The following is a 20,043-nucleotide window of genomic DNA, read 5'->3' as shown; positions in this document are numbered from 1 at the left end:
GCGTTCTCACGAGGGCGGAAAGCGGCGCGGCCCGCCGGAGGGGTTCCGGCGGGCCGCGGTGGAGCCGGGGGACGGGGACGTGGGGCGCGGGCCTCAGGCCTGGCCGGAGGCTCCGGCGGGAACCTTCCGCGTGTCCGCGTCCTCCTCGGCCCGCACGTCCGGGTCCTCCTCGGCCGCCTCGGTCCCGGCGTCGGCGTGGGCCTCGTCCAGCGGCACGAAGCCGGAGGCGTCGCGCGGCGCGTTGTAGCGGGCCAGGTCCATGATGCCCTCGCGCTTGGCGACGATGGTGGGGACCAGCGCCTGGCCGGCGACGTTGACCGCCGTACGTCCCATGTCCAGGATCGGGTCGACGGCCAGCAGCAGGCCCACGCCCTCCAGGGGCAGGCCCAGGGTGGACAGGGTCAGGGTCAGCATGACGGTCGCGCCGGTGGTTCCGGCGGTCGCGGCCGAGCCGATCACCGACACGAACACGATCAGCAGGTAGTCGGTGAGGCCGAGGCTGACCCCCGGGAAGAACTGGGCGATGAAGATCGCCGAGATCGCCGGGTAGATGGCGGCGCAGCCGTCCATCTTGGTGGTGGCGCCGAACGGCACGGCGAACGCGGAGTAGTAGCGCGGGACGCCCAGGTTCTGCTCGGTGACCCGCTGGGTGACGGGCATGGTGCCCATCGAGGAGCGGGACACGAAGGCCAGCTGGACCGCGGGCCACACGCCGCTGAAGTACTTCACCGGGGACAGGCCGTTGAGGCGCACGAGCACCGGGTAGACGACGAACAGCACCAGGGCCAGGCCGACGTAGATGGTCAGCGCGAACTTGCCGAGGGCGCCGATGGTGGTCCAGCCGTAGCTGTACACGGCGTTGCCCAGCAGGCCCACGGTGCCGATCGGGGCCAGGCGGATGACCCACCACAGGGCCTTGAGCACGACCTGCAGCGCGGAGTCGGTGAAGGCGATGAACGGCTCGGCGGCCTTGCCGACCTTCACCGCGGCGATGCCCAGGACGATGGCGATGACGATCAGTTGCAGCACGTTGAAGCTCAGCCCGGCGCTGAGGCTCCCGTCGTCGGCGGCGGAGACGTCCGCGCCCAGGCCCAGGAAGTTGGCGGGGACGATGCTCTCGATGAACGCCAGCCAGGAGCCGGTGCCCGAGGGCTCCCCGGCGGTGGTGGCGTCCACGGAGCTGTTGACGCCGGGCCGCAGGACCAGGCCGAGCGTGATGCCGATGGCCACGGCGATCAGGGCGGTGGCGCCGAACCACAGCAGGGTCTTCCAGGCCAGCCGCGCGGCGTTGGTGACGTTGCGCAGGTTGGCGATGGAGGAGATGACGGCGAGGACGATCAGCGGCGGCACGATCGTCCGCAGCAGGGTGACGAAGGTCGAGCCGATGGTGTCGAGGGTGACGGCGAGCCAGTTCGGCTGGTCGTCACCGACCGGGCCGATCTGGAGGGCGGCGACGCCCAAGGCGATGCCCAGGACCAGGCCGGTGAGGACCTGGGCCGCGAACGGGAAGCGAAGCGTTCTGCGCTTGCTGGAAGTGCCTGTGCTCTGTGCGGACACGGGTGGGACTCCAGAGAATGGTGAAGGCAGCCGGAAGCGCACCCGGAGTCGCGGGTGGCGACGCGGGTTCCGACTCGGGGAATGATGGTGATCACCAAGGGGATGGTGACGGGGAAGGGTGTGCGGCGCGCTGCCCGGACGGGCGCGCGTGAACCTAGCTACACGCCTGAGAGCTGCGGCGGCACAGGTCGATGTGCCACCGTCGCGTCAGTCCCCAGATGTTCGTCACAAACAAGGACAATAACGCTCGTTCCTTACCTATTCCATACGCGAACGTGGACAACTTCCTGTCCCTGAGGCCACATCGTCCACTCCACGGGCGTTGCGGTGCGTCTTCCCGGGTGAGGGTGCGGCAAGGATCACCCCGCGGCGGGTGCCAAGACCTTCCGGAAAGCCCACGCACACCACCAGGAGGACGACTACTGTGCGTCGTGTGCCGACACGGTTCCGTCAGGGGGAAGGCGCAGGGTGGAGTATTCGGAGGACGTGACATGGCCGGTTCCGCCGCCCGGGGGATTCACGTCGGGCGACTTGGACCTCATACCGGGCCTGCCCATGCACGTGGAGCTCATCGACGGAGCCCTCGTCTTCCCCGCGCCGCAGAGCCTCTTCCACTCCCGCATGCTGTCGTTGTTGAGCCCTCCCCGGTTCGACGGCCGGGGGAACGAAGGCCTCTTCTCCGCTCAGCGGATGACGGTGTGGTTGACGGAGCGTCAGCGGCCCGAACCGGACATCATGCTCGTGCGCTTCGAGGCGCTCGAAAGCCCCGACCAGACCTGGTTCCCGGCAGAGATGGTCGAACTCGTGGTGGAGGTAGTCTCGCCCGACTCGGAGATCCGCGACCGTGAGCGCAAACCCCGGCTCTACGCGGAGGCGGGCATCCCCCACTTCTGGTTGGTCGAGCGGGAGGGCCAGAGGGGCGCGGCGGTGTACGTGTACGAGCTCGACCCCGTCAACAGGAGGTACACCAACGTCAGCGTCCACCGGGAGCGGCTCAGGGTCAGTGCGCCCTGTGACCTGGACATCGACCTGACCGGCGTCCTGCACCGCTGATCGCGTATGCGTGAGGGGGAGGCACCGGTCGCCGGTACCTCCCCCTCGCCTGCGCGGCGCGGGCGCTAGGCGTCCTTGATCTCGCAGACCACCGCGCCGTTGCCCACGGTCTCGCCCACGGCGACCTTCAGGCCGGTGACCGTGCCCGCCCGGTGCGCGCTCAGCGGCTGCTCCATCTTCATGGCCTCGATGACGACCACCGTGTCGCCCTCGGCGACCGTCGCGCCCTCCTCGGCCACCAGCTTGACCACGGTCCCCTGCATCGGTGAGACCAGGGCGTCACCACTGGCCGCGGCGGCCCCGCCGCCCTTGCGCGAGGCACGCTTCCTCCTGCCGCCGCCCGCCGCCGGTGCGGCGGCCGAGGCGCCCAGGCCCGCGGGCAGCACCACGTCCACGCGCTTGCCGCCCACCTCCACGGTCACCGTCTCCCGCTCGGCCTCCCCGGCCTGGCCGGGGGTGCCCGACCAGGGCTCGATCCGGTTGTCGAACTCGGTCTCGATCCACCGGGTGTGGACCCCGAACTCCTGGCCGGGGTCGGCGGGAGCGAACGCCGGGTCCGACACGACCGCCTGGTGGAAGGGGATGACCGTGGGCATCCCGCCCACCTCGAACTCGGCCAGCGCCCGCCGGGAGCGCTGCAGGGCCTCGGTGCGGGTGCGGCCCGACACGATCAGCTTGGCGACCATGGAGTCGAAGGCCTGGGGGACGGTGAACCCGGCCTCGCAGCCGGTGTCCACGCGCACGCCCGGACCGGTGGGCAGCCTCAGCTCGGTGATGGTGCCCGGGGCGGGCATGAAGCCCCGCCCGGCGTCCTCGGCGTTGATGCGGAACTCGAAGGAGTGCCCGCGCACCTCGGGGTCGGTGTAGCCCAGCTCCTCGCCGTCGGCCACGCGCAGCATCTCGCGCACCAGGTCGATGCCGGTGACCTCCTCGCTCACCGGGTGCTCGACCTGTAGGCGGGTGTTGACCTCCAGGAAGGAGATGGTGCCGTCCACCCCGACCAGGAACTCACACGTGCCCGCGCCCACGTACCCGGCCTCGGCCAGGATGGCCTTGGAGGAGCTGTACAGCCGCTCCATCTGGTCGTCGGACAGGAACGGGGCCGGGGCCTCCTCCACGAGCTTCTGGTGGCGCCTTTGCAACGAGCAGTCGCGGGTGGAGACCACCACGACGTTGCCGTGGGCATCGGCCAGGCACTGGGTCTCCACGTGCCGCGGCCGGTCCAGGTAGCGCTCCACGAAGCACTCCCCGCGCCCGAACGCGGTGACGGCCTCGCGCACCGCGGACTCGTAGGCGTCGGAGACCTCGGCCAGGGTGTGGGCGACCTTCAGCCCGCGTCCGCCGCCGCCGAAGGCGGCCTTGATCGCGATGGGCAGGCCGTGCTCCTCGGCGAAGGCCACGACCTCCTCGGCGCTCTCGACCGGGTCGGGGGTGCCCGCGACCAGCGGGGCGCCGACCCTCTGCGCGATGTGGCGGGCCTGGACCTTGTCGCCCAGGGCGGTGATCGCCGCGGGCGGGGGGCCGATCCAGGTGAGCCCGGCGTCGATGACGGCCTGGGCGAAGTCGGCGTTCTCGGCCAGGAACCCGTACCCGGGGTGGACGGCGTCGGCGCCCGTGCGGTGGGCCACGTCCAGGAGCTTGGCGATGTCCAGGTAGGAGTCGGCCGGGGTGGTCCCGCCCAGGGCGTGGGCCTCGTCGGCGATCTTGACGTGCAGGGCGTCCAGGTCGGGCTCGGCGTAGACGGCGACGCTGGAAAGGCCGGCGTCGCGGCAGGCGCGGGCGATGCGCACGGCGATCTCGCCGCGGTTGGCGATCAGTACTTTACGCACGGTGGTCAATCCTTCTGCTGTGGCGTGGGGCGGACAGCGCGCCGGCCGCGCCGTGAGGAGTCTGGGAACGGGGAGGGCACCGGGTCATCGCGTGCTCATCCGCCAGGCGCCGGGTCCGGGCCGCAGCGGGGCGCGCAGCCCCCGCGAGCGGTCCCGCCACCCGGACGGGCGCTCCGGCTCCGGTTCCTCGGCGGCCCGGCGGGCGGCGGCACGCGCGCTGAGCACCGCGGTGAGGACCGCGATCTCCTCGGCGGTCGGCTCGCCGCGCACCACGGCCAGGTGCGACGGGTTCTTCGGCGCGCTCACAGCGGAATGTTCCCGTGCTTCTTGGGCGGCAGCTGCTTGCGCTTGTTGCGCAGCGCCCTGAGTGCCTTGGCGACCTGGACGCGGGTCTCGGAGGGCATGATGACTCCGTCCACGTACCCCCGCTCGGCGGCGGAGTAGGGGTTGAGGAGGGTGTCCTCGTACTCGCCGACGAGCCGGGTGCGCTCGGCCTCGACGTCGTCGGCCGCGGCCAGGGTGCGCCGGTGCAGGATGTTCACCGCGCCCTGGGCGCCCATGACCGCGATCTGCGCGGTGGGCCAGGCCAGGTTGACGTCGGCGCCCAGGTGCTTGGAGCCCATGACGTCGTAGGCGCCGCCGAAGGCCTTGCGGGTGATCACGGTGATCAGGGGAACCGTGGCCTCGGCGTAGGCGTACAGCAGCTTGGCGCCGCGGCGGATGATGCCGTCCCACTCCTGGTCGGTGCCGGGCAGGAAACCGGGCACGTCCACGAAGGTCAGCACCGGGACGTTGAAGGCGTCGCAGGTGCGCACGAAGCGCGCGGCCTTCTCGGAGGCGGCGATGTCCAGGCAGCCCGCGAAGCTCATGGGCTGGTTGGCCACGACACCGACGGAGCGGCCGTCCACGCGGCCGTAGCCCACCACGATGTTGGTGGCGAACTGGGAGTGGACCTCCAGGAAGTCGCCGTCGTCCAGGACGGTCTCGATGACCGTCCTCATGTCGTAGGGCTGGTTGGCCGAGTCCGGGATGAAGGTGTCCAGGGCCAGGTCGGTCTCGGTGGCCTCGTCGCCCGGGTCGTCCTCGGGCGGCAGGACCGGCGCGTCCTCCAGGTTGTTGTCGGGCAGGTGGGAGAGCAGCGTCTTCACGTACTCGATCGCGTCCTGCTCGTCGGCGCCCATGTAGTGCGCCACACCCGACCTGGTGTTGTGGGTGCGGGCACCGCCCAGCTCCTCCATGGAGACGTCCTCGCCGGTGACGGTCTTGATGACGTCGGGGCCGGTGATGAACATCTGCGAGGTCTCGTCGACCATCACGACGAAGTCGGTGAGGGCGGGGGAGTAGACGTGGCCGCCCGCGGCGGCACCCATGATCAGGGAGATCTGCGGGATGACGCCCGAGGCGTGGGTGTTGCGCTTGAAGATCTCGGCGTACAGGCCCAGCGCGACCACACCCTCCTGGATGCGCGCTCCGCCGCCCTCGTTGATGCCCACGACGGGGCACCCGTTGGTGAGGGCGTGGTCGAGGACCTTGACGATCTTCTCGCCGTAGACCTCGCCCAGCGATCCGCCGAAGACGGTGACGTCCTGGCTGAACACGGCGACGGGGCGCCCGTCGACCGTTCCGTGGCCGGTGACGACGCCGTCGCCGTAGGGGCGGTTGCTCTCCAGCCCGAAGCTGGTGGAGCGGTGCCGGGCCAGGGCGTCGAACTCCACGAACGATCCGGGATCGAGCAGCGCGTCGATCCGCTCGCGGGCGGTCATCTTGCCTTTGGCGTGCTGCTTCTCGACGGCTCGGGCCGATCCGGCGTGCACGGCCTCGTAGCGCCGTCGTCGCAGGTCGGCGAGCTTGCCCGCGGTCGTGTGGATGTCGATCTCGTCCGGGGACAGTGGTTCAGGGGCTTCGGTGGCCATAACTACGCAGGTTAACCGCGTGCCGACCGCGACCGGGAACCGAGCCCTGTGTTACTCGCCAGTAGGTCGGCACGGGCGCGGCCGGCCCCGGGGCCGGCCGCGCCCACGGGTCGAGGGGGCGCGCCCCGGGAAAACGGCGTGAGCTAATGTGCATCCTTTTCTCCGGAGCAACAATTCTTAACGCCCGGGCAAAACATCCGAAAAGTGCCCCCGCGCACCTGGAGGCGGGTGCGATCTCTGTAGGGTCGGGGCCATGACAGCGGTAAGCGCAGAACGTGACAGTGCCCGGCAGGAAGTTCCCGAACAACTCAGGAATGACGTCAAACTGCTCGGCGAGATGCTCGGAACGGTCCTCGCCGAAAGCGGCGGCGAGGACCTGCTCGCCGATGTCGAGAAGCTCAGGCGCGCGGTGATCGGCGCCCGCGACGGCTCCGTCACGGGGGAGGAGATCACCGGGATCGTCGCCGCGTGGCCGTTGGAGAGGGCCAAGCAGGTGGCCCGCGCCTTCACCGTCTACTTCCACCTGGCCAACCTGGCCGAGGAACACCAGCGCATGCGGGCCCTGCGCGAGCGCGACGACGCCGCCAACCCGCCCCGGGAGTCCCTCGCGGCGGCCGTGCGCGCCATCCGCGAGTCCGACGGCGGTGAGGAGCGCCTCGACGAGCTGGTGGCGGGGATGGAGTTCCACCCCGTGCTCACCGCGCACCCCACGGAGGCCCGCCGCCGTGCCGTCTCCACCTCCATCCTGCGCATCAGCGCCCAACTGGACGCCTGGCACGCCTCCCACGAGGGCAGCAGCGCCGCCGCCGAGGCGCACCGACGCCTGCTGGAGGAGGTCGACCTGCTCTGGCGCACCTCCCAACTGCGCTACACCAAGCTCGACCCGCTCGACGAGGTGCGCACCGCGCTGGCCGCCTTCGACGAGACGATCTTCTCCGTCATCCCGCAGGTCTACCGGAGCCTGGACACGGCCATCGACCCCGAGGGCACCGGTGCGCGCCCGCCCCGCGCCAAGCCCTTCGTCCGCTACGGAAGCTGGATCGGCGGCGACCGCGACGGCAACCCCTACGTCACCCACGACGTGACCCGCGAGGCCATGATCATCCAGTCCGAGCACGTGCTGCGCGGCCTGGAGACGGCCTGCGACAAGGTGGCCCGCACCCTGACCGCCTACTCCAACCTCACCCCCGCCAGCCCCGCGCTGCTCGACGCGATCTCCGTGGCCAAGGCCGGCCATCCCGCGCTGACGGCGGAGGTCGAGAAGCGCTCGCCCAACGAGCCGCACCGCCAGATGCTGATGCTGGCCGCCGCGCGCCTGCGCGCCACGCGCGAGCGCGACGCCGACCTGGCCTACCCCGACGCCGACACCTTCCTGGCCGACCTGCGCACCGTGCAGGAGTCCCTGGTCGCCGCCGGCGCCCTCCGCCAGGCCTACGGCGAGTTGCAGCACCTGGTCTGGCAGGCGGAGAGCTTCGGCTTCCACCTCGCCGAACTGGAGATCCGCCAGCACAGCGAGGTGCACGCCGCGGCGCTCGCCGAGCTGCGCGAGGGCAGGGCCCCCTCCGAGCGCACCGAGGAGGTCCTCGCCACCATCCGGGTCATCGCCTGGATCCAGGAGCGCTTCGGTGTGGAGGCCTGCCGCCGCTACGTCGTCAGCTTCACCCGCTCGGCCGAGGACATCGCGGCCGTGTACGAGCTGGCCTCCCACGCGCTGCCGCCCGAGCGCGTGCCCGTCCTCGACGTCATCCCGCTGTTCGAGACCGGCGCCGACCTGGACGCCTCGCCCCACGTGCTCGACGGCATGCTGAAGCTGCCCCCCGTGCAGAAGCGGCTGGAGGAGACCGGGCGCCGCGTCGAGGTCATGCTCGGCTACAGCGACTCGGCCAAGGACGTCGGCCCGGTCAGCGCCACCCTGCGCCTGTACGACGCCCAGGCCCGCCTGGCCGCGTGGGCGCGCGACCACGACGTGCGCCTGACCCTGTTCCACGGCCGCGGCGGCTCGCTCGGCCGCGGCGGCGGACCGGCCAGCCGCGCCCTCCTGGCCCAGGCGCCCGGTTCGGTCGGCGGCCGGTTCAAGGTCACCGAGCAGGGCGAGGTCATCTTCGCCCGCTACGGGCAGCCCGCGATCGCCCGACGCCACATCGAGCAGGTCGGCCACGCGGTGCTGATGGCCTCCACCGACGCCGTCCAGGAGCGCGAGCGCTCCGCCGAGCGCAGGTACCGGAGCTACGCCGACACCATCGCCGCCGCCGCCCAGGAGGCCTACCTGGAGCTGATCAACACCGAGGACTTCGCGGTGTGGTTCTCCCGGGTCAGCCCGCTGGAGGAGCTGGGCGAGCTGCGCCTGGGCTCGCGCCCCGCGCGGCGCGGAGCGGCCCGGGGACTGGGCGACCTGCGCGCGATCCCGTGGGTGTTCGCCTGGACCCAGACCCGGGTCAACCTGCCCGGCTGGTACGGGCTCGGCACGGGCCTGGCCGCGGTGAAGGACGCGGGCGTGCTCCAGGACGCCTACCGCGAGTGGCCCATGTTCTCGTCCCTGCTGGACAACGCCGAGATGAGCCTGGCCAAGACCGACCGCACCATCGCCGAGCGCTACCTGGCCCTGGGCGGACGGCCGGAGCTGACCGAGCGGGTACTCGCCGAGTACGACCGCACCCAGGAGCTGGTGCTGAGGGTGACCGGGCACAGCCGTCTGCTGGAGAACCGCGCGGTGCTCTCCCGCGCGGTCGACCTGCGCAACCCGTACGTGGACGCGCTGTCCCACCTGCAACTGCGCGCCCTCGAAGCCCTGCGGGGCGAGGAGGCCGACGCGCTGTCCGAGCAGGACCAGCAGCACCTGGAGCGGCTGCTGCTGCTCTCGGTCAACGGTGTGGCCGCCGGTCTGCAGAACACCGGCTGACCCCGTCCGCGCGAGGCGCCCCGTACCCGGAAGGGTGCGGGGCGCCGTGCGTCCGGTGCCCCGCCGGTCAGGCCGGGAAGCCGGAGGTGTCGAGCGTGGGGTCGAACGGCCCGGGGAGGTGGACCTCCTTGCCGAACGGCGGTTTCGCCATCCGGGTGTACCTGCCGATCTCCGGACCGGAGTGGCCGGACCGGAGTAGGGGGTGGACTCGCCCTTCGCCGTGTCCGGGTCCCAGCGGTCCACCAGCAGGCAACGTACGATCACCGATGTGCTGGTTTGACCCCGGCCTGCGGGCTTCTCGCGCACACGGGTTTCCGAACGGGGTTTCGGCGCTGCTGTAATGGGAGGTATGGCCAGTACGACCGACCCCTTCCCGCGTCCTCCACTCGACACCGCGGCGCTCGACGCCGCCCTCGTCCGCCCGGGCGGCATGTGGCACCGGATCGAGGTGCTCCCCGAAGCCGGTTCCACCAACACCGAGCTGGCCGGACGTGCCCGCCGGGGCGCCCCCCACGGAAGCGTGCTGGTCACCGAGCACCAGACCTCCGGGCGGGGCCGCCTCGGGCGCGGCTTCTCCACCCCGCCGCGCGCCGCCCTCACCTTCTCCCTCCTGGTCCGGCCCGGGGTGCCCACGGCGAGGCTGGGATGGCTGTCCGCGCTCATGGGCGTGGCCGCCGTCGACGCGGTGCGCCGGGTACCGGGGGTCAAGGCGGCCCTCAAGTGGCCCAACGACGTCATCATCCCAGCGGAGCTGCGGGCCGATCCGGGGCCGGCCGACGGCAAGCTCGCCGGGATCCTGTCCGAGATCGACTTCTCCTCGGGCACGGCGGACGTGGTCGTGGGGATCGGGATCAACGTCTCCCAGGACCGGGCCGAGCTGCCCGTGGACACCGCCGTCTCCCTGCGCGGTGAGGGCTTCGCCGACCTGGACCGGGACGCCCTGCTCGCCGCCGTCCTGGGCGGGTTCGAGGAGCTGTACACGGTGTGGACCGCCGCCGGCGGAGACGCCGAGGCCAGCGGCCTGGCCGCCGTCTACCAGGACATGTGCGCCACCATCGGCCGCCGCGTGCGGGTGCACCTGCCCGGCGAACGGTTCCTGGAGGGCACCGCGACCGGTGTCGACTCCGAGGCCCGGCTCCTGGTGGAGGGGCCCGAGGGGAAACGGGCCCTGAGTGTGGGCGACGTCGTGCACGTGCGTCCCGGCTCCTGACCGGCCCGTACGGGGCGGGGAACCGTCCGGGCCACGGGCGCGGGCCGCCTTCCGACGGCTCCCGGCCCTCCGGGGAAGCGGACGCGGGCGTAAGCTGGAGGGGAACCCAGTGCCGTGCCGCCGGCCGGTGACGAAGTGACTGTTCCCCGTTCCGACGGGGATGGCCCGTGAAAGAGAACGTATGTCGTCGCGTCCCGACCCGAAAGCGATCGAGTCCGCCCTGCTCGGCGGTGAGGCGATCTACACGAGGGAAGAGGCGATCGAACTCGCCGGTGCAGACGCCGAGCTGGCCGGACGGATCTGGCGCGCCCTCGGCTTTCCCAGTCAGGGCGAGGAGACGGTCATCTTCGCCGAGAGCGACGTCGAGTCGCTGCGCATCGCCAACAGCCTGCTCCAGGAGGGCGTCCTGGACGAGGAGGGCGTGGTCCGCTTCGCCCGCGCGATGGGCCAGACCATGGCGCGCCTGGCCGACTGGCAGACCAGCATCCTGAGCACGCTCATCTTCCGGGAGGGCGAGGACTCCGTCAGTCCGCTGATGGGCCGGGTCAAGGAGCTGCTGCCGGACGTCGAGAGGCTCCTGCTGCACATCTGGCGCCGCCAGCTCTCCGCCTCCGCGGCCCGCACCCTCGCGGTGATGTCCAACGGCCAGGACAGCGTGCCCAACTACTACCCGCTGATCGTGGGGTTCGCCGACCTGGTCTCCTTCACCACGCTGAGCCGCGAGCTGGACGAGGTCGAACTGGCCGGGGTGGTCGAGGGCTTCGAGGCCACCGCCGCCGACATCGTCGCCTCCGGGGGCGGCCGCGTCGTCAAGACCCTGGGCGACGAGGTCCTCTACGTGGCCGACTCCCCGGCCGAGGCCGCGGACATCGCGCTGCGCCTGGCCTCGGGCGTCAAGACCCATGTGGAGGTGCCCGACGTCCGGGTGGGCCTGGCCTCCGGCCCGGTCCTGACCCTGCACGGCGACGTGTTCGGCACGACCGTCAACCGCTCCAGCCGCCTGACCTCCTTCGCCCGTCCCGGCACGGTCCTGATCGACGACACCCTCGCCGAGAGCCTCGCCGACGAGGAGGGCCTACAGGTCGTCAGGGTGCGCGCCCGTCACGCGCACGGACTCGGGCTGATCCAGCCCTACGCCCTGCGCCGCAACTTCGAGCCCGGGGGCTGAGCCGCGCCAGCCCCGCGTCCGGCGCACGTGTGCGGCGAGGCCCGGCGGGATAGGCTCGAAGACGTCGGACCAGCCCATGACAGGCCAGGTGGTGAGCCGTGAGCGTTCCTTCCCCCGTCCAGCGCCTGCGTACCTCGGGTGTCGTCAGCCTGGAGGGCGGCGAGTTCGGTGTCGAGAACAACGTGTGGATCGTCGGGGACGAGGACAGCGCGATCGTCGTCGACGCCGCGCACGACCACGAGGCGATCGCCCGCGCCCTGGGCGACCGCGAGCTGATGGCGATCGTGGCCACCCACGGGCACGGCGACCACGTCAACGCGGCCGTCGACCTGGCGGACCTCGCCGACTGCCCGATCCTGCTGCACCCCGACGACGCCGGACTGTGGCACCGCGTGCACCCGTACCAGGAACCCGACGCGCCGCTGCTGCACGGTGAGGCGCTGACGGTCGGCGACGTGGAGCTGGACATCCTGCACACACCGGGGCACACCCCCGGCGGGGTGTGCCTGTACGCGCCCGGGCTCGGGGTGGTCCTCACCGGCGACACCCTCTCCGCCGACGGCCCCGGCGCCACCGGCCGGCACCCCTCGGACCTCCCGACGCTCATCGCCTCGATCCGCGAACACCTCATGGGCCTGCCGGGCGACACGGTCGTCCTTCCCGGCCACGGTGAGCCCACCACCGTCGCCGAGGCCGCCGAGCACCTCGACGACTGGGCCGCGCGCGGGTTCTGACCAGAGCCGCGGACACACGGCGACGGCCCGCCGTCGCGGTTCCGGGGAGGCCGTCGGCGCGTGACCGTGACCGCCGCGGTGCCCGGCCCGGCCGGCCGGGCCCGCTTGGGAAGCTCCATCCGGAACCGTCGGCCACCCCGAAACCGAACACGTTCAGACCGGCGGTAGGTTCGTCACCAGGTGTAGAACACGTTCAGGCTCGCGGTCGATATCTCCAAGAGCCGAAATGGAGATTCACATGCGTTTGCGCCATCGGCTGCGGCGCTTCCGTCTGGTCGTCCTCATCGCGCTGGTCTCGGTCGTGCCCCTCGGTTGCGGAATTCCCTATGAGTTCTTCGCCACTCCGGAAGGGAGGATCCTCCGGGAGGACGTGATAGGCACGTGGGAGAACAGCCGGGGCCAGACCATCGAGTTTCGAGATGACCACACCTACACGGCCTTGGGCGATACCTTCGGGCCGGGTGAGGGCCAGGAGGTCACGGACGGTCGGCTCGACGGCACCTGGGATATCTGCGACGGCATCGAAGAACTGGAAGAGCAGGAGGCCGGCGACCCGACCGGATTCGGGGAGTGCACCGCCAACTCGGCGGGCTACTGGGTCACCATGGATTCCCCTGGGACCTGGCAGGGCTACATGGTCGTCTCCTTCGACGAGGGCATCCGGCTCTACATGTACACGCCCGAGGAAGGCCGTCACGACGACGACTTCTACACGAGGCCTGTCCCGATCGACTGGTGAGCCTTGGGCGGAAGGGCGGCGGCCGTCCGGAATCCGGGCACCGAGAACGGGCCTTCCACCCCGCAGTACCGGGGCCGCTCGGGTCACCCCTGACCGTTCTCCGCTCGTTCGGTGGTGCCCCGCACAAGGGGGAGACCGCAACGCGGGCCGTCCGACCGCACACGTCGTCCCCCGCGGGTCACTGTCGCGCCGAATCGCCCGGAGGCCGTCCCGTTCGCTCCGCCCCGGAGCAGGAGCAGCGTGCCGTGTCGGCGGCCTCGTCGTGGGCGGCGAACGCCTCGGCGCCTGGGCGGCCCGGGGACTCCGGCCCGGCGCCCGCCGGTCCGCGCGGGAAAACCGGTGGCACCCGGCGCGCCCGGCTCTCTAGCCTGGGTCCTCCGGCGACGAGAGGTGGGAGCGGATGACACTGGTACGCAAGGGAACCCGGCGGATCACGGTGGACGGGACCTCCTACCGCTGGCGGACCCGCCGGGGCCTCACCCGGGCCCAGCGGCAGCGGCCCGGCGGCGGACCGATGACCTTCGTCGTCGAAGGGGCCGAGATCCCCGGCAACCCGCTCGTGGTCACTCTGGGCCACGCCCGCCCGCAGGCTGACTGCTGCCCCTTCTGCGCCCCGACCGGTCCGGATCCCGAGCCGGTCACCCCGGCGCGGGTGGCCGCCGCCGTCCGCGACGCGCTGGCCCGGGGCTGGAGCCCCGGTGACGGCGGAGGGCCGTTCCGGCTGGACGGCTCCGCGCTCTGACCGCGCCCCCGCTCCCGGGACTCCTGGAGCGGGGCGCTTCGTCGTGTTCAGGACCCGTGGTCGCGCCGGCGGCGCCAGAAGTCCGAATCGGCCCCGAGGAACACCCTTGGGAGTCCGAAGCCTTCCGGGAGCCACAAAAACAATCAATCCGGACAAGAGGAATACTTTGGATGGGGTCAGTAAATACGGCTGACCCCTTTTGCATGCGCCCTGAGCTGCGAGGAAGTGTCGCCGGCGAACTTTTTTCGGCTGTTTCTGCGAAAGCCGCGCCTGGGCCGTTCGGCTGTGCTCTAATCTGGCTGCGAACACACAACTCAATCCACACGATGACCCCGCGACGGTAGCAACCGCCCGGGGTCGTGGCCAGCAACGTTCACCCTTGAGAGACAGGATTGCCAGCGTGCTCCAGTTTAGCGCTGCGCTTCTCAGCCGTGCCCTCGGCCCGCTGATCGCGCTCTTCTCCTCCCCGTGCGGGCGCCACTCGAACGTGGCCGGCCGCCGTCGCCGCCGCTCCACGCGCGTGCGCCGCCACGCACCCGTTCCGGCCCCGGCTCAGCTTCCGGCTCCCCGCCTGGCTCCGCCCAGCGAGACCGTCCCGGCCGAAGCCGTCGCCCTGGTCAGGCCCTACTACGCCGCCCACGAGCTTCTGCGCGCGTCCGCGAACCCGGCCTCCGCGAACCCCGTTCCCGCACCTTCGCATCACGCGACCCGAGTGCCCGCACCTCCGGTTCCCGCGCCCCGCAGCGCCGAACCCGGGCCCGACGAGGTCCAGCGCGCGTTCGACCGTGTCCAGGAACGCGCCGCCGCCCTGCTCCAGCAGTGGAGGGACGACCCCGGCGGTGACCTGCTCGGCGAACCCGCACCCCGCTTCGGAGCCGTGCGCCCCACCAGCCCCGCCCGGTACGCCGAGTGGGACGAACTGGCCTCCCTGACCCGCGCCTGGATCGAGCAGCGGCGCCTGGGGGTCCCGGCATGAGCAGCCTCCGCCTCCTGTACTGGGAACCCCGCCGCTACCGGGGCGGCCCGGCCGACCTGTCCACCGCCCGCAGGGACCTGGCCGAGGACATGACCGGCTTCGACCCGGACCTGGTCGCCACCGTCCAACTCTGCATGTACGAACTCCAGGCCAACGCCTGCAAGTACGGCCGCGAGAACGGAGGGGTCTCCCGCCAGTTGAACGTGAGCACCGACCACGTACTGACCCTGACCGTGAACAACCACCACGGCACCGGCCCCGACCGAGCCCCCGGCGCGGTCCCGCGCATCCCCACCGAACGCACCGAAGCGGAGTGGGACCGGGCCGAGGGCCGGCGCGGCCTCCTCCTGGTGGAGAACCTCGCCACCGGCTGGCACCACTACGCCTTCCCGCCGTGGTCGGGCCTGGGCACGCTCGTGTGGGCCTCCTTCGCCCTGGACCCCGGCGCGGTCCCCGCCGAGGCCGCGCGCGAGTGAGGGACGAGTGTTACCTGACGACGGTTTCGTTGGTGACCATCACGCCGACGTTCGAGAGATCGATGAACTTCGACTCATCGGGATTGACTTCGGTCCTGTAGTTCTCGGATGCGAAGAAGGAGTCGTGGTCGTCCCACGAGTCGAACCAGATCTCGGTCAATCCGTCGTAGGCCGGATCCGGATATCCATCGGCCGCGATCGGATGCGAGACGGCGTACTTACGCACGTACTCTTCCGCTTCGGGGATGGAAGTGAACAGGGGCGCATGCCTGTCGCGGTGGTAGCGCTGGAAGTCCTCGACCGTCATTTCGGGTAGTCGGTTGATGAGGAAGGCGAACTTGATCATAAGGGTCCTCAGAGGTGACAGGTATTCGAAACGAAGGCGCGGTGGGCGCACCGGTAGGCTAAACGGTGACACCGGTGTCATGGGCAAGAGGAGAGCCGATGCGGATTGGTGAGGTCGCGGAACGGGCGGGTGTCAGTCGGCGGTCGTTGCGGTACTACGAGCAACAGGGGCTCATCGAGGTTCGCCGGTCGCCGAGTGGCCAGCGCCTTTACGAGGAGGATCACGTCCGTCGCGTCCGCCTGATCCAGACCTTCTACGCGGCCAAGCTCACCAGTGCGACGATCGCCGAGTTGATTCCGTGTATGGAGCGCTCCCCTTCGCGCGCGGTGGCTCAGCGCGCACAGGCGGTGATGGAACGCGAGCGCGGCCGGTTGCGTGTCGCCGTGAAGGAGCTGTCGGCGGCCGTGACGGCGCTTGACGAACTCATCGACGCCACAGCCGCACATCGGCCAGGGCCCCGGAGTCCTCGCGATTCAGATCCATACGGGATGGTCACGGGTGGTTCCGTGGAGGGCGAGGACCCTGTCCGGGCTCGTGTGTGCTCTGTGACCTGAGGCAGGACACCGGTTCTCGGGTGGGTCCCACCGGTCCTTCCCGACATCCGACCGGCGGCGGCAGCCCCTGAGCGGGGCCTTGGACACGGACCGAAGGACTCGGGAGCCGTTCGGGGCACCGGCTGACTCCGGAAGCGAAACGGTGGGCGGACGGCCGTCCGCCCACCGGATCAGGTCCGGTCCGAGTGGCTCCCGACGTTGGGCACGGGAGGGGTGTCCTTCGGACGCACGCCGATCTTCGACCCGAGCCACACCAGCGGGTCGTACTTGCGGTCGGCCACCCGCTCCTTCAACGGGATCAGCGCGTTGTCGGTGATGTGGATGTTCTCCGGGCACACGTCCGTACAGCACTTGGTGATGTTGCAGTAGCCCAGCCCGAACTCGTCCTGGGCGATGAGCCTGCGGTCGGCGGTGTCCTCGGGGTGCATCTCCAGCTCCGCCACCCGCATGAGGTAGCGCGGGCCCGAGAAGTGCTCCTTGTTCTCCTCGTGGTCGCGGATCACGTGGCAGACGTTGTTGCACAGGAAGCACTCGATGCACTTGCGGAACTCCTGCTGGCGCTGCACGTCCTCCTGCCACATCCGGAAGTCGCCCGGCGACTTCTCCGGGTCGGGCGTGAAGGAGGGGATCTCCCGCGCCTTCTGGTAGTTGTACGACACGTCGCACACCAGGTCACGGATCACGGGGAAGGTGCGCATCGGCGTCACCGTCACCGTCTCGTCCTCGTCGAACACGCTCATCCGCGTCATGCACGACAGCTTCGGGCGGCCGTTGATCTCCACCGAGCACGAGCCGCACTTGCCCGCCTTGCAGTTCCACCGCACCGCCAGGTCGGGGGTCTGCGTGGCCTGGAGGCGGTGCAGCACGTCGAGCACCACCTCGCCCTCGTTGGCCTCCACCCGGTACTCGGCGAGCTCTCCCTCGCCGGAACCGCGCCACACTCTGAACACACGCTCGCTCATGACTGGTCCTCCTCTGCCGCGTCGTCCGCCGCCCCGGCGTCGGGCAGCTCCTCCTTGGTCAGGTACTTGGCCAGCTCCTCGCGCCCGAAGACGGTGATCAGCTCGGCGGGGATGTCGGCGACCGGGCGCCGGGCCAGCGCCACCCGGTCGGAGGCGTCCGCGCGCACCGCCAGGTTCACCCTGCGCCACTCCGGCGACATGTCGGGGAAGTCGTCCCTGGTGTGCCCGCCGCGCGACTCGGTCCGCTCCAGCGCGGCCGCGGTGACCGCGCGCGAGACCAGGATCATGTTGGGCACGGCCAGCGCCAGGTGCCAGCCCGGGTTGTACACCCGGTCGCCGGGCGCGCTGAGCGTGCGCGCGCGCTCTCCCAGCTCGTCCAGGCGCTCCAGGGCCCGCTCCATCTCCGGGCCGCGCCGGATGATGCCGACCAGGTCGTTCATCGTCTCCTGCAACTCGGTGTGCAGCGTGTACGGGTTCTCCCCGTCGCTCCGCCCCAGGGACTCCAGGGCGCGGGAGGCCTCCTCCCGCGCGACGCGGTCCACGGTCTGCCTCGGGACCGCCCTGTCGCCGGGCCCGTCCAGGTAGGCGGTGGCGCCCACACCGGCCCTGCGCCCGAACACCAGCAGGTCCGACAGCGAGTTGCCGCCCAGGCGGTTGGAGCCGTGCATGCCGCCCGCCACCTCCCCGGCGGCGAACAGCCCCGGCACGTCGGATGCGGCGGTGTCGGCGTCCACCCGCACCCCGCCCATCACGTAGTGGCAGGTCGGGCCCACCTCCATGGGCTCCGCGGTGATGTCCACGTCCGCCAGTTCCTTGAACTGGTGGTGCATGGACGGCAGCCGCCTGCGGATCTCCTCGGCGGGCAGGCGCGAGGACACGTCCAGGAAGACGCCGCCGTGCGGCGAGCCGCGCCCCTCCTTGACCTCGGTGTTGATCGCCCGCGCGACCTCGTCGCGCGGCAGCAGCTCGGGCGGCCTGCGGTGGTTCGCCGGATCGTCGTACCAGCCGTCGGCCTCCTCCTCGCTCTCGGCGTACTGGGAGCGGAAGACGTCCGGCACGTAGTCGAACATGAACCGCCTTCCCCCGGAGTCGCGCAGCACGCCACCGTCGCCGCGCACCGACTCGGTGACGAGGATGCCCTTCACCGACGGGGGCCAGACCATCCCCGTGGGGTGGAACTGGACGAACTCCATGTTGATCAGGGAGGCCCCGGCCCGCAGCGCCAGCGCGTGGCCGTCGCCGGTGTACTCCCAGGAGTTGGAGGTGGTCCGGAAGGCCTTGCCGATGCCTCCGGTGGCCAGGATGACCGCGGGCGCCTCGAAGGCCACGAACCCGCCGTCCACCCGGCGGTAGCCGAACGCGCCGACGATCCGCCCCGGGCCCTCCCCGTCCCCGTCCTCGGTGATCAGCCGGGTGACCGCGGTCTCGGCGAACACCCGGATACGGGCCTCGGGGTCGCCCAGCTCCGCGGCGTCGGCCTGCTGGAGCGCGACGACCCGCTGCTGGAGGGTGCGGATCATCTCCAGGCCGGTGCGGTCGCCCACGTGCGCCAGCCGCGGGTACTCGTGGCCGCCGAAGTTGCGCTGGCTGATCTTCCCCTCCGGCGTCCGGTCGAACAGCGCGCCCCAGTACTCCAGTTCCAGGATGCGCTCGGGCGCCTCCCGGGCGTGCAGCTCGACCATGCGCGGGTCGTTGAGGAACTTGCCGCCGCGCATGGTGTCGCGAAAGTGCACGCGCCACTCGTCTTCGGCGTTGGCGTTGCCCAGGGCGGCGGCCGCGCCGCCCTCGGCCATCACCGTGTGGGCCTTGCCGAACAGCGACTTGGAGATGACCGCGGTGCGCTTGCCCTGTTCACGGGCGGCGATCGCGGCGCGCAGCCCGGCTCCGCCCGCCCCGATCACCACGACGTCGTAGGTGTACCGGGTGATCTCGGGCTCTGCTGTGGGGGGCATGTGGTCGTGCCTTCCTTCCCCTGGGTCAGTTGAGGATGCGCAGGTCTTCGATGGTGCCGCTGGCGATCAGGGCGATGTAGGCGTCCGTGATCATCAGGGTCGCGAGGCTGAGCCAGGCGTAGAGCATGTGCCGGTTGTTCAGCGTGGAGATGCGGCTCCACATCCAGTAGCGGACCGGGTGGGTGCCGAAGCTGCGCAGACGCCCGCCGAAGACGTGGCGGCACGAGTGGCAGCTGAGCGTGTAGGTCCACAGCATGACCACGTTGACGAGCATGATGATGTTGCCGAGCCCGACGCCGAAGCCGCCGCCGGTCCCGTGGAAGAAGGCGATGAGCATGTCCCACGTGTTGACGAGGGAGATGAGGGCGGCGGCGTAGAAGAAGTAGCGGTGGCCGTTCTGGAGCCGCATCAGCGGCCGGGTCTCACCGGTGTAGGCCCGGTGGGGCTCGCGCACGGCGCACGCGGGGGGCGACAGCCAGATCGAGCGGTAGTAGGCCTTGCGGTAGTAGTAGCAGGTCAGCCGGAACAGCAGCAGGATCGGCAGGCTGACCAGGGCGTAGGGGACGAGCGGCGGGAACTCCACGGGCAGCCGCCCGAACAGGGCGGCCTCGGGCGCGCACTGCTGTGCGACGCACGGCGAGTAGAACGGCGTCAGGTAGTGGTACTCCGGGACCCAGTAGTGGTCCTGCTGGAACACCCGCAGGGTCGCGTAGACGACGAAGGTGGCCAGGCCCAGCGTGGTGAGGAGCGGGCCGACCCACCAGCGGTCGGTGCGCAGCGTCCGCCGGGGGATGTGCGCCCGGCCGCCCCCGGTCTGAGTGCTGTCGGTCGAAGCCACCGTGATCTCCCACCTCCTGGAGGGCCCGGCCGCGCGGATCGCTGCCGCATCCGTCAGCCGTGGCCGTGTCTGCGCCTACGGCTGCCCGGAGGAGC

Annotated in this window: 18 protein-coding genes; 10 read left to right on the top strand and 8 right to left on the bottom strand. The window is 71.1% G+C overall.

Annotation, left to right across the window (positions count from 1 at the left end; all coding sequences use genetic code 11):
• Nucleotides 1–93: 93 nt before the first annotated feature.
• Entirely contained in the window at nt 94–1,557 is a 1,464-nt protein-coding gene (locus NOSIN_RS18195) for a dicarboxylate/amino acid:cation symporter (protein ID WP_077691902.1), read from the bottom strand.
• A gap of 531 nt (nt 1,558–2,088) precedes the next feature.
• Here NOSIN_RS18195 and NOSIN_RS18190 point away from each other — a divergent pair.
• Nucleotides 2,089–2,610, top strand: a complete 522-nt coding sequence (locus tag NOSIN_RS18190; RefSeq protein ID WP_227014663.1) for a Uma2 family endonuclease — start codon at nt 2,089–2,091, stop codon at nt 2,608–2,610.
• Between the two features lie 65 nt (nt 2,611–2,675).
• On the opposite strand, the gene NOSIN_RS18185 is transcribed toward NOSIN_RS18190, so the two are convergent.
• The 3 genes from NOSIN_RS18185 to NOSIN_RS18175 form a co-directional block, all read right to left on the bottom strand.
• Nucleotides 2,676–4,439: an acetyl/propionyl/methylcrotonyl-CoA carboxylase subunit alpha gene (locus NOSIN_RS18185; RefSeq protein WP_077691901.1), complete on the bottom strand. Its 1,764-nt coding sequence runs from the start codon at nt 4,437–4,439 to the stop codon at nt 2,676–2,678.
• 84 nt (nt 4,440–4,523) lie between these two features.
• Complete coding sequence (locus NOSIN_RS18180; RefSeq protein ID WP_077691900.1) at nt 4,524–4,745, bottom strand: acyl-CoA carboxylase subunit epsilon; 222 nt, start codon at nt 4,743–4,745, stop codon at nt 4,524–4,526.
• Nucleotides 4,742–6,352, bottom strand: a complete 1,611-nt coding sequence (locus NOSIN_RS18175; protein WP_077691899.1) for an acyl-CoA carboxylase subunit beta — start codon at nt 6,350–6,352, stop codon at nt 4,742–4,744. The genes NOSIN_RS18180 and NOSIN_RS18175 overlap by 4 nt, the downstream gene beginning before the upstream one ends.
• A gap of 337 nt (nt 6,353–6,689) precedes the next feature.
• Here NOSIN_RS18175 and NOSIN_RS18170 point away from each other — a divergent pair, with 337 nt between their 5' ends.
• The 8 genes from NOSIN_RS18170 to NOSIN_RS18135 all read left to right on the top strand — a co-directional run bounded on the left by NOSIN_RS18170 (nt 6,690) and on the right by NOSIN_RS18135 (nt 15,296).
• A complete protein-coding gene (locus tag NOSIN_RS18170) occupies nt 6,690–9,251 on the top strand; it encodes a phosphoenolpyruvate carboxylase (RefSeq protein ID WP_077691898.1) in 2,562 nt (853 codons plus the stop codon).
• A 349-nt stretch (nt 9,252–9,600) separates the two neighbouring features.
• Nucleotides 9,601–10,461: a biotin--[acetyl-CoA-carboxylase] ligase gene (locus NOSIN_RS18165; protein WP_077691897.1), complete on the top strand. Its 861-nt coding sequence runs from the start codon at nt 9,601–9,603 to the stop codon at nt 10,459–10,461.
• Between the two features lie 181 nt (nt 10,462–10,642).
• Nucleotides 10,643–11,629, top strand: coding sequence for an adenylate/guanylate cyclase domain-containing protein (locus tag NOSIN_RS18160; protein ID WP_077691896.1), 987 nt, complete (start codon nt 10,643–10,645; stop codon nt 11,627–11,629).
• Nucleotides 11,630–11,727: 98 nt separating this feature from the next.
• Complete coding sequence (locus NOSIN_RS18155; protein WP_077691895.1) at nt 11,728–12,363, top strand: MBL fold metallo-hydrolase; 636 nt, start codon at nt 11,728–11,730, stop codon at nt 12,361–12,363.
• Between the two features lie 226 nt (nt 12,364–12,589).
• On the top strand, nt 12,590–13,102 hold the full coding sequence (locus NOSIN_RS18150; RefSeq protein WP_227014665.1) for a hypothetical protein: 513 nt from the start codon (nt 12,590–12,592) through the stop codon (nt 13,100–13,102).
• 400 nt (nt 13,103–13,502) lie between these two features.
• Nucleotides 13,503–13,844 carry a hypothetical protein gene (locus NOSIN_RS18145; protein ID WP_077691893.1) on the top strand — a complete coding sequence of 114 codons (342 nt, stop codon included), beginning with the start codon at nt 13,503–13,505 and terminating at the stop codon, nt 13,842–13,844.
• Between the two features lie 400 nt (nt 13,845–14,244).
• Entirely contained in the window at nt 14,245–14,820 is a 576-nt protein-coding gene (locus NOSIN_RS18140; protein ID WP_077691892.1) for a hypothetical protein, read from the top strand.
• Entirely contained in the window at nt 14,817–15,296 is a 480-nt protein-coding gene (locus NOSIN_RS18135; RefSeq protein WP_077691891.1) for an ATP-binding protein, read from the top strand. Before NOSIN_RS18140 ends, NOSIN_RS18135 begins: the two co-directional genes overlap by 4 nt.
• Before the next feature lie 10 nt (nt 15,297–15,306).
• Here the strand turns inward: NOSIN_RS18135 and NOSIN_RS18130 are convergent, their stop codons facing one another.
• Entirely contained in the window at nt 15,307–15,642 is a 336-nt protein-coding gene (locus NOSIN_RS18130) for an EthD domain-containing protein (RefSeq protein WP_077691890.1), read from the bottom strand.
• A 98-nt stretch (nt 15,643–15,740) separates the two neighbouring features.
• On the opposite strand from NOSIN_RS18130, the gene NOSIN_RS18125 reads away from it, so the two are divergent.
• On the top strand, nt 15,741–16,196 hold the full coding sequence (locus tag NOSIN_RS18125; RefSeq protein ID WP_077691889.1) for a MerR family transcriptional regulator: 456 nt from the start codon (nt 15,741–15,743) through the stop codon (nt 16,194–16,196).
• A 170-nt stretch (nt 16,197–16,366) separates the two neighbouring features.
• Here the strand turns inward: NOSIN_RS18125 and NOSIN_RS18120 are convergent, their stop codons facing one another.
• From NOSIN_RS18120 to NOSIN_RS18110, 3 genes are read right to left on the bottom strand one after another with little or no spacing between them, the layout of a single operon-like run.
• A complete protein-coding gene (locus NOSIN_RS18120) occupies nt 16,367–17,158 on the bottom strand; it encodes a succinate dehydrogenase/fumarate reductase iron-sulfur subunit (RefSeq protein WP_077691888.1) in 792 nt (263 codons plus the stop codon).
• Nucleotides 17,155–19,110 (bottom strand): fumarate reductase/succinate dehydrogenase flavoprotein subunit, encoded by a 1,956-nt coding sequence (locus NOSIN_RS18115; RefSeq protein WP_077691887.1) that lies wholly within the window; start codon nt 19,108–19,110, stop codon nt 17,155–17,157. Before NOSIN_RS18115 ends, NOSIN_RS18120 begins: the two co-directional genes overlap by 4 nt.
• Nucleotides 19,111–19,135: 25 nt before the next feature.
• Entirely contained in the window at nt 19,136–19,948 is an 813-nt protein-coding gene (locus tag NOSIN_RS18110; RefSeq protein ID WP_077691886.1) for a hypothetical protein, read from the bottom strand.
• Nucleotides 19,949–20,043: the final 95 nt, after the last annotated feature.

This window comes from Nocardiopsis sinuspersici (genome assembly GCF_001998325.1).
GTDB lineage: Bacteria > Actinomycetota > Actinomycetes > Streptosporangiales > Streptosporangiaceae > Nocardiopsis > Nocardiopsis sinuspersici.
The sequence above is the reverse complement of the archived record's forward strand: the minus strand, read 5'-3'. Positions and strand labels throughout refer to the sequence as shown.

Excerpts from the sequence above, each read along its gene's own strand:
- NOSIN_RS18170 (WP_077691898.1), top strand. The coding sequence starts at position 6,690 with ATGCTCGGAACGGTCCTCGCCGAAAGCGGCGGCGAGGACCTGCTCGCC.
- NOSIN_RS18165 (WP_077691897.1), top strand. The coding sequence starts at position 9,601 with ATGGCCAGTACGACCGACCCCTTCCCGCGTCCTCCACTCGACACCGCG.
- NOSIN_RS18125 (WP_077691889.1), top strand. The coding sequence starts at position 15,741 with ATGCGGATTGGTGAGGTCGCGGAACGGGCGGGTGTCAGTCGGCGGTCG.
- NOSIN_RS18150 (WP_227014665.1), top strand. The coding sequence starts at position 12,590 with ATGGAGATTCACATGCGTTTGCGCCATCGGCTGCGGCGCTTCCGTCTG.
- NOSIN_RS18145 (WP_077691893.1), top strand. The coding sequence starts at position 13,503 with ATGACACTGGTACGCAAGGGAACCCGGCGGATCACGGTGGACGGGACC.
- NOSIN_RS18120 (WP_077691888.1), bottom strand. The coding sequence starts at position 17,158 with ATGAGCGAGCGTGTGTTCAGAGTGTGGCGCGGTTCCGGCGAGGGAGAG.
- NOSIN_RS18160 (WP_077691896.1), top strand. The coding sequence starts at position 10,643 with ATGTCGTCGCGTCCCGACCCGAAAGCGATCGAGTCCGCCCTGCTCGGC.
- NOSIN_RS18130 (WP_077691890.1), bottom strand. The coding sequence starts at position 15,642 with ATGATCAAGTTCGCCTTCCTCATCAACCGACTACCCGAAATGACGGTC.
- NOSIN_RS18135 (WP_077691891.1), top strand. The coding sequence starts at position 14,817 with ATGAGCAGCCTCCGCCTCCTGTACTGGGAACCCCGCCGCTACCGGGGC.
- NOSIN_RS18175 (WP_077691899.1), bottom strand. The coding sequence starts at position 6,352 with ATGGCCACCGAAGCCCCTGAACCACTGTCCCCGGACGAGATCGACATC.
- NOSIN_RS18115 (WP_077691887.1), bottom strand. The coding sequence starts at position 19,110 with ATGCCCCCCACAGCAGAGCCCGAGATCACCCGGTACACCTACGACGTC.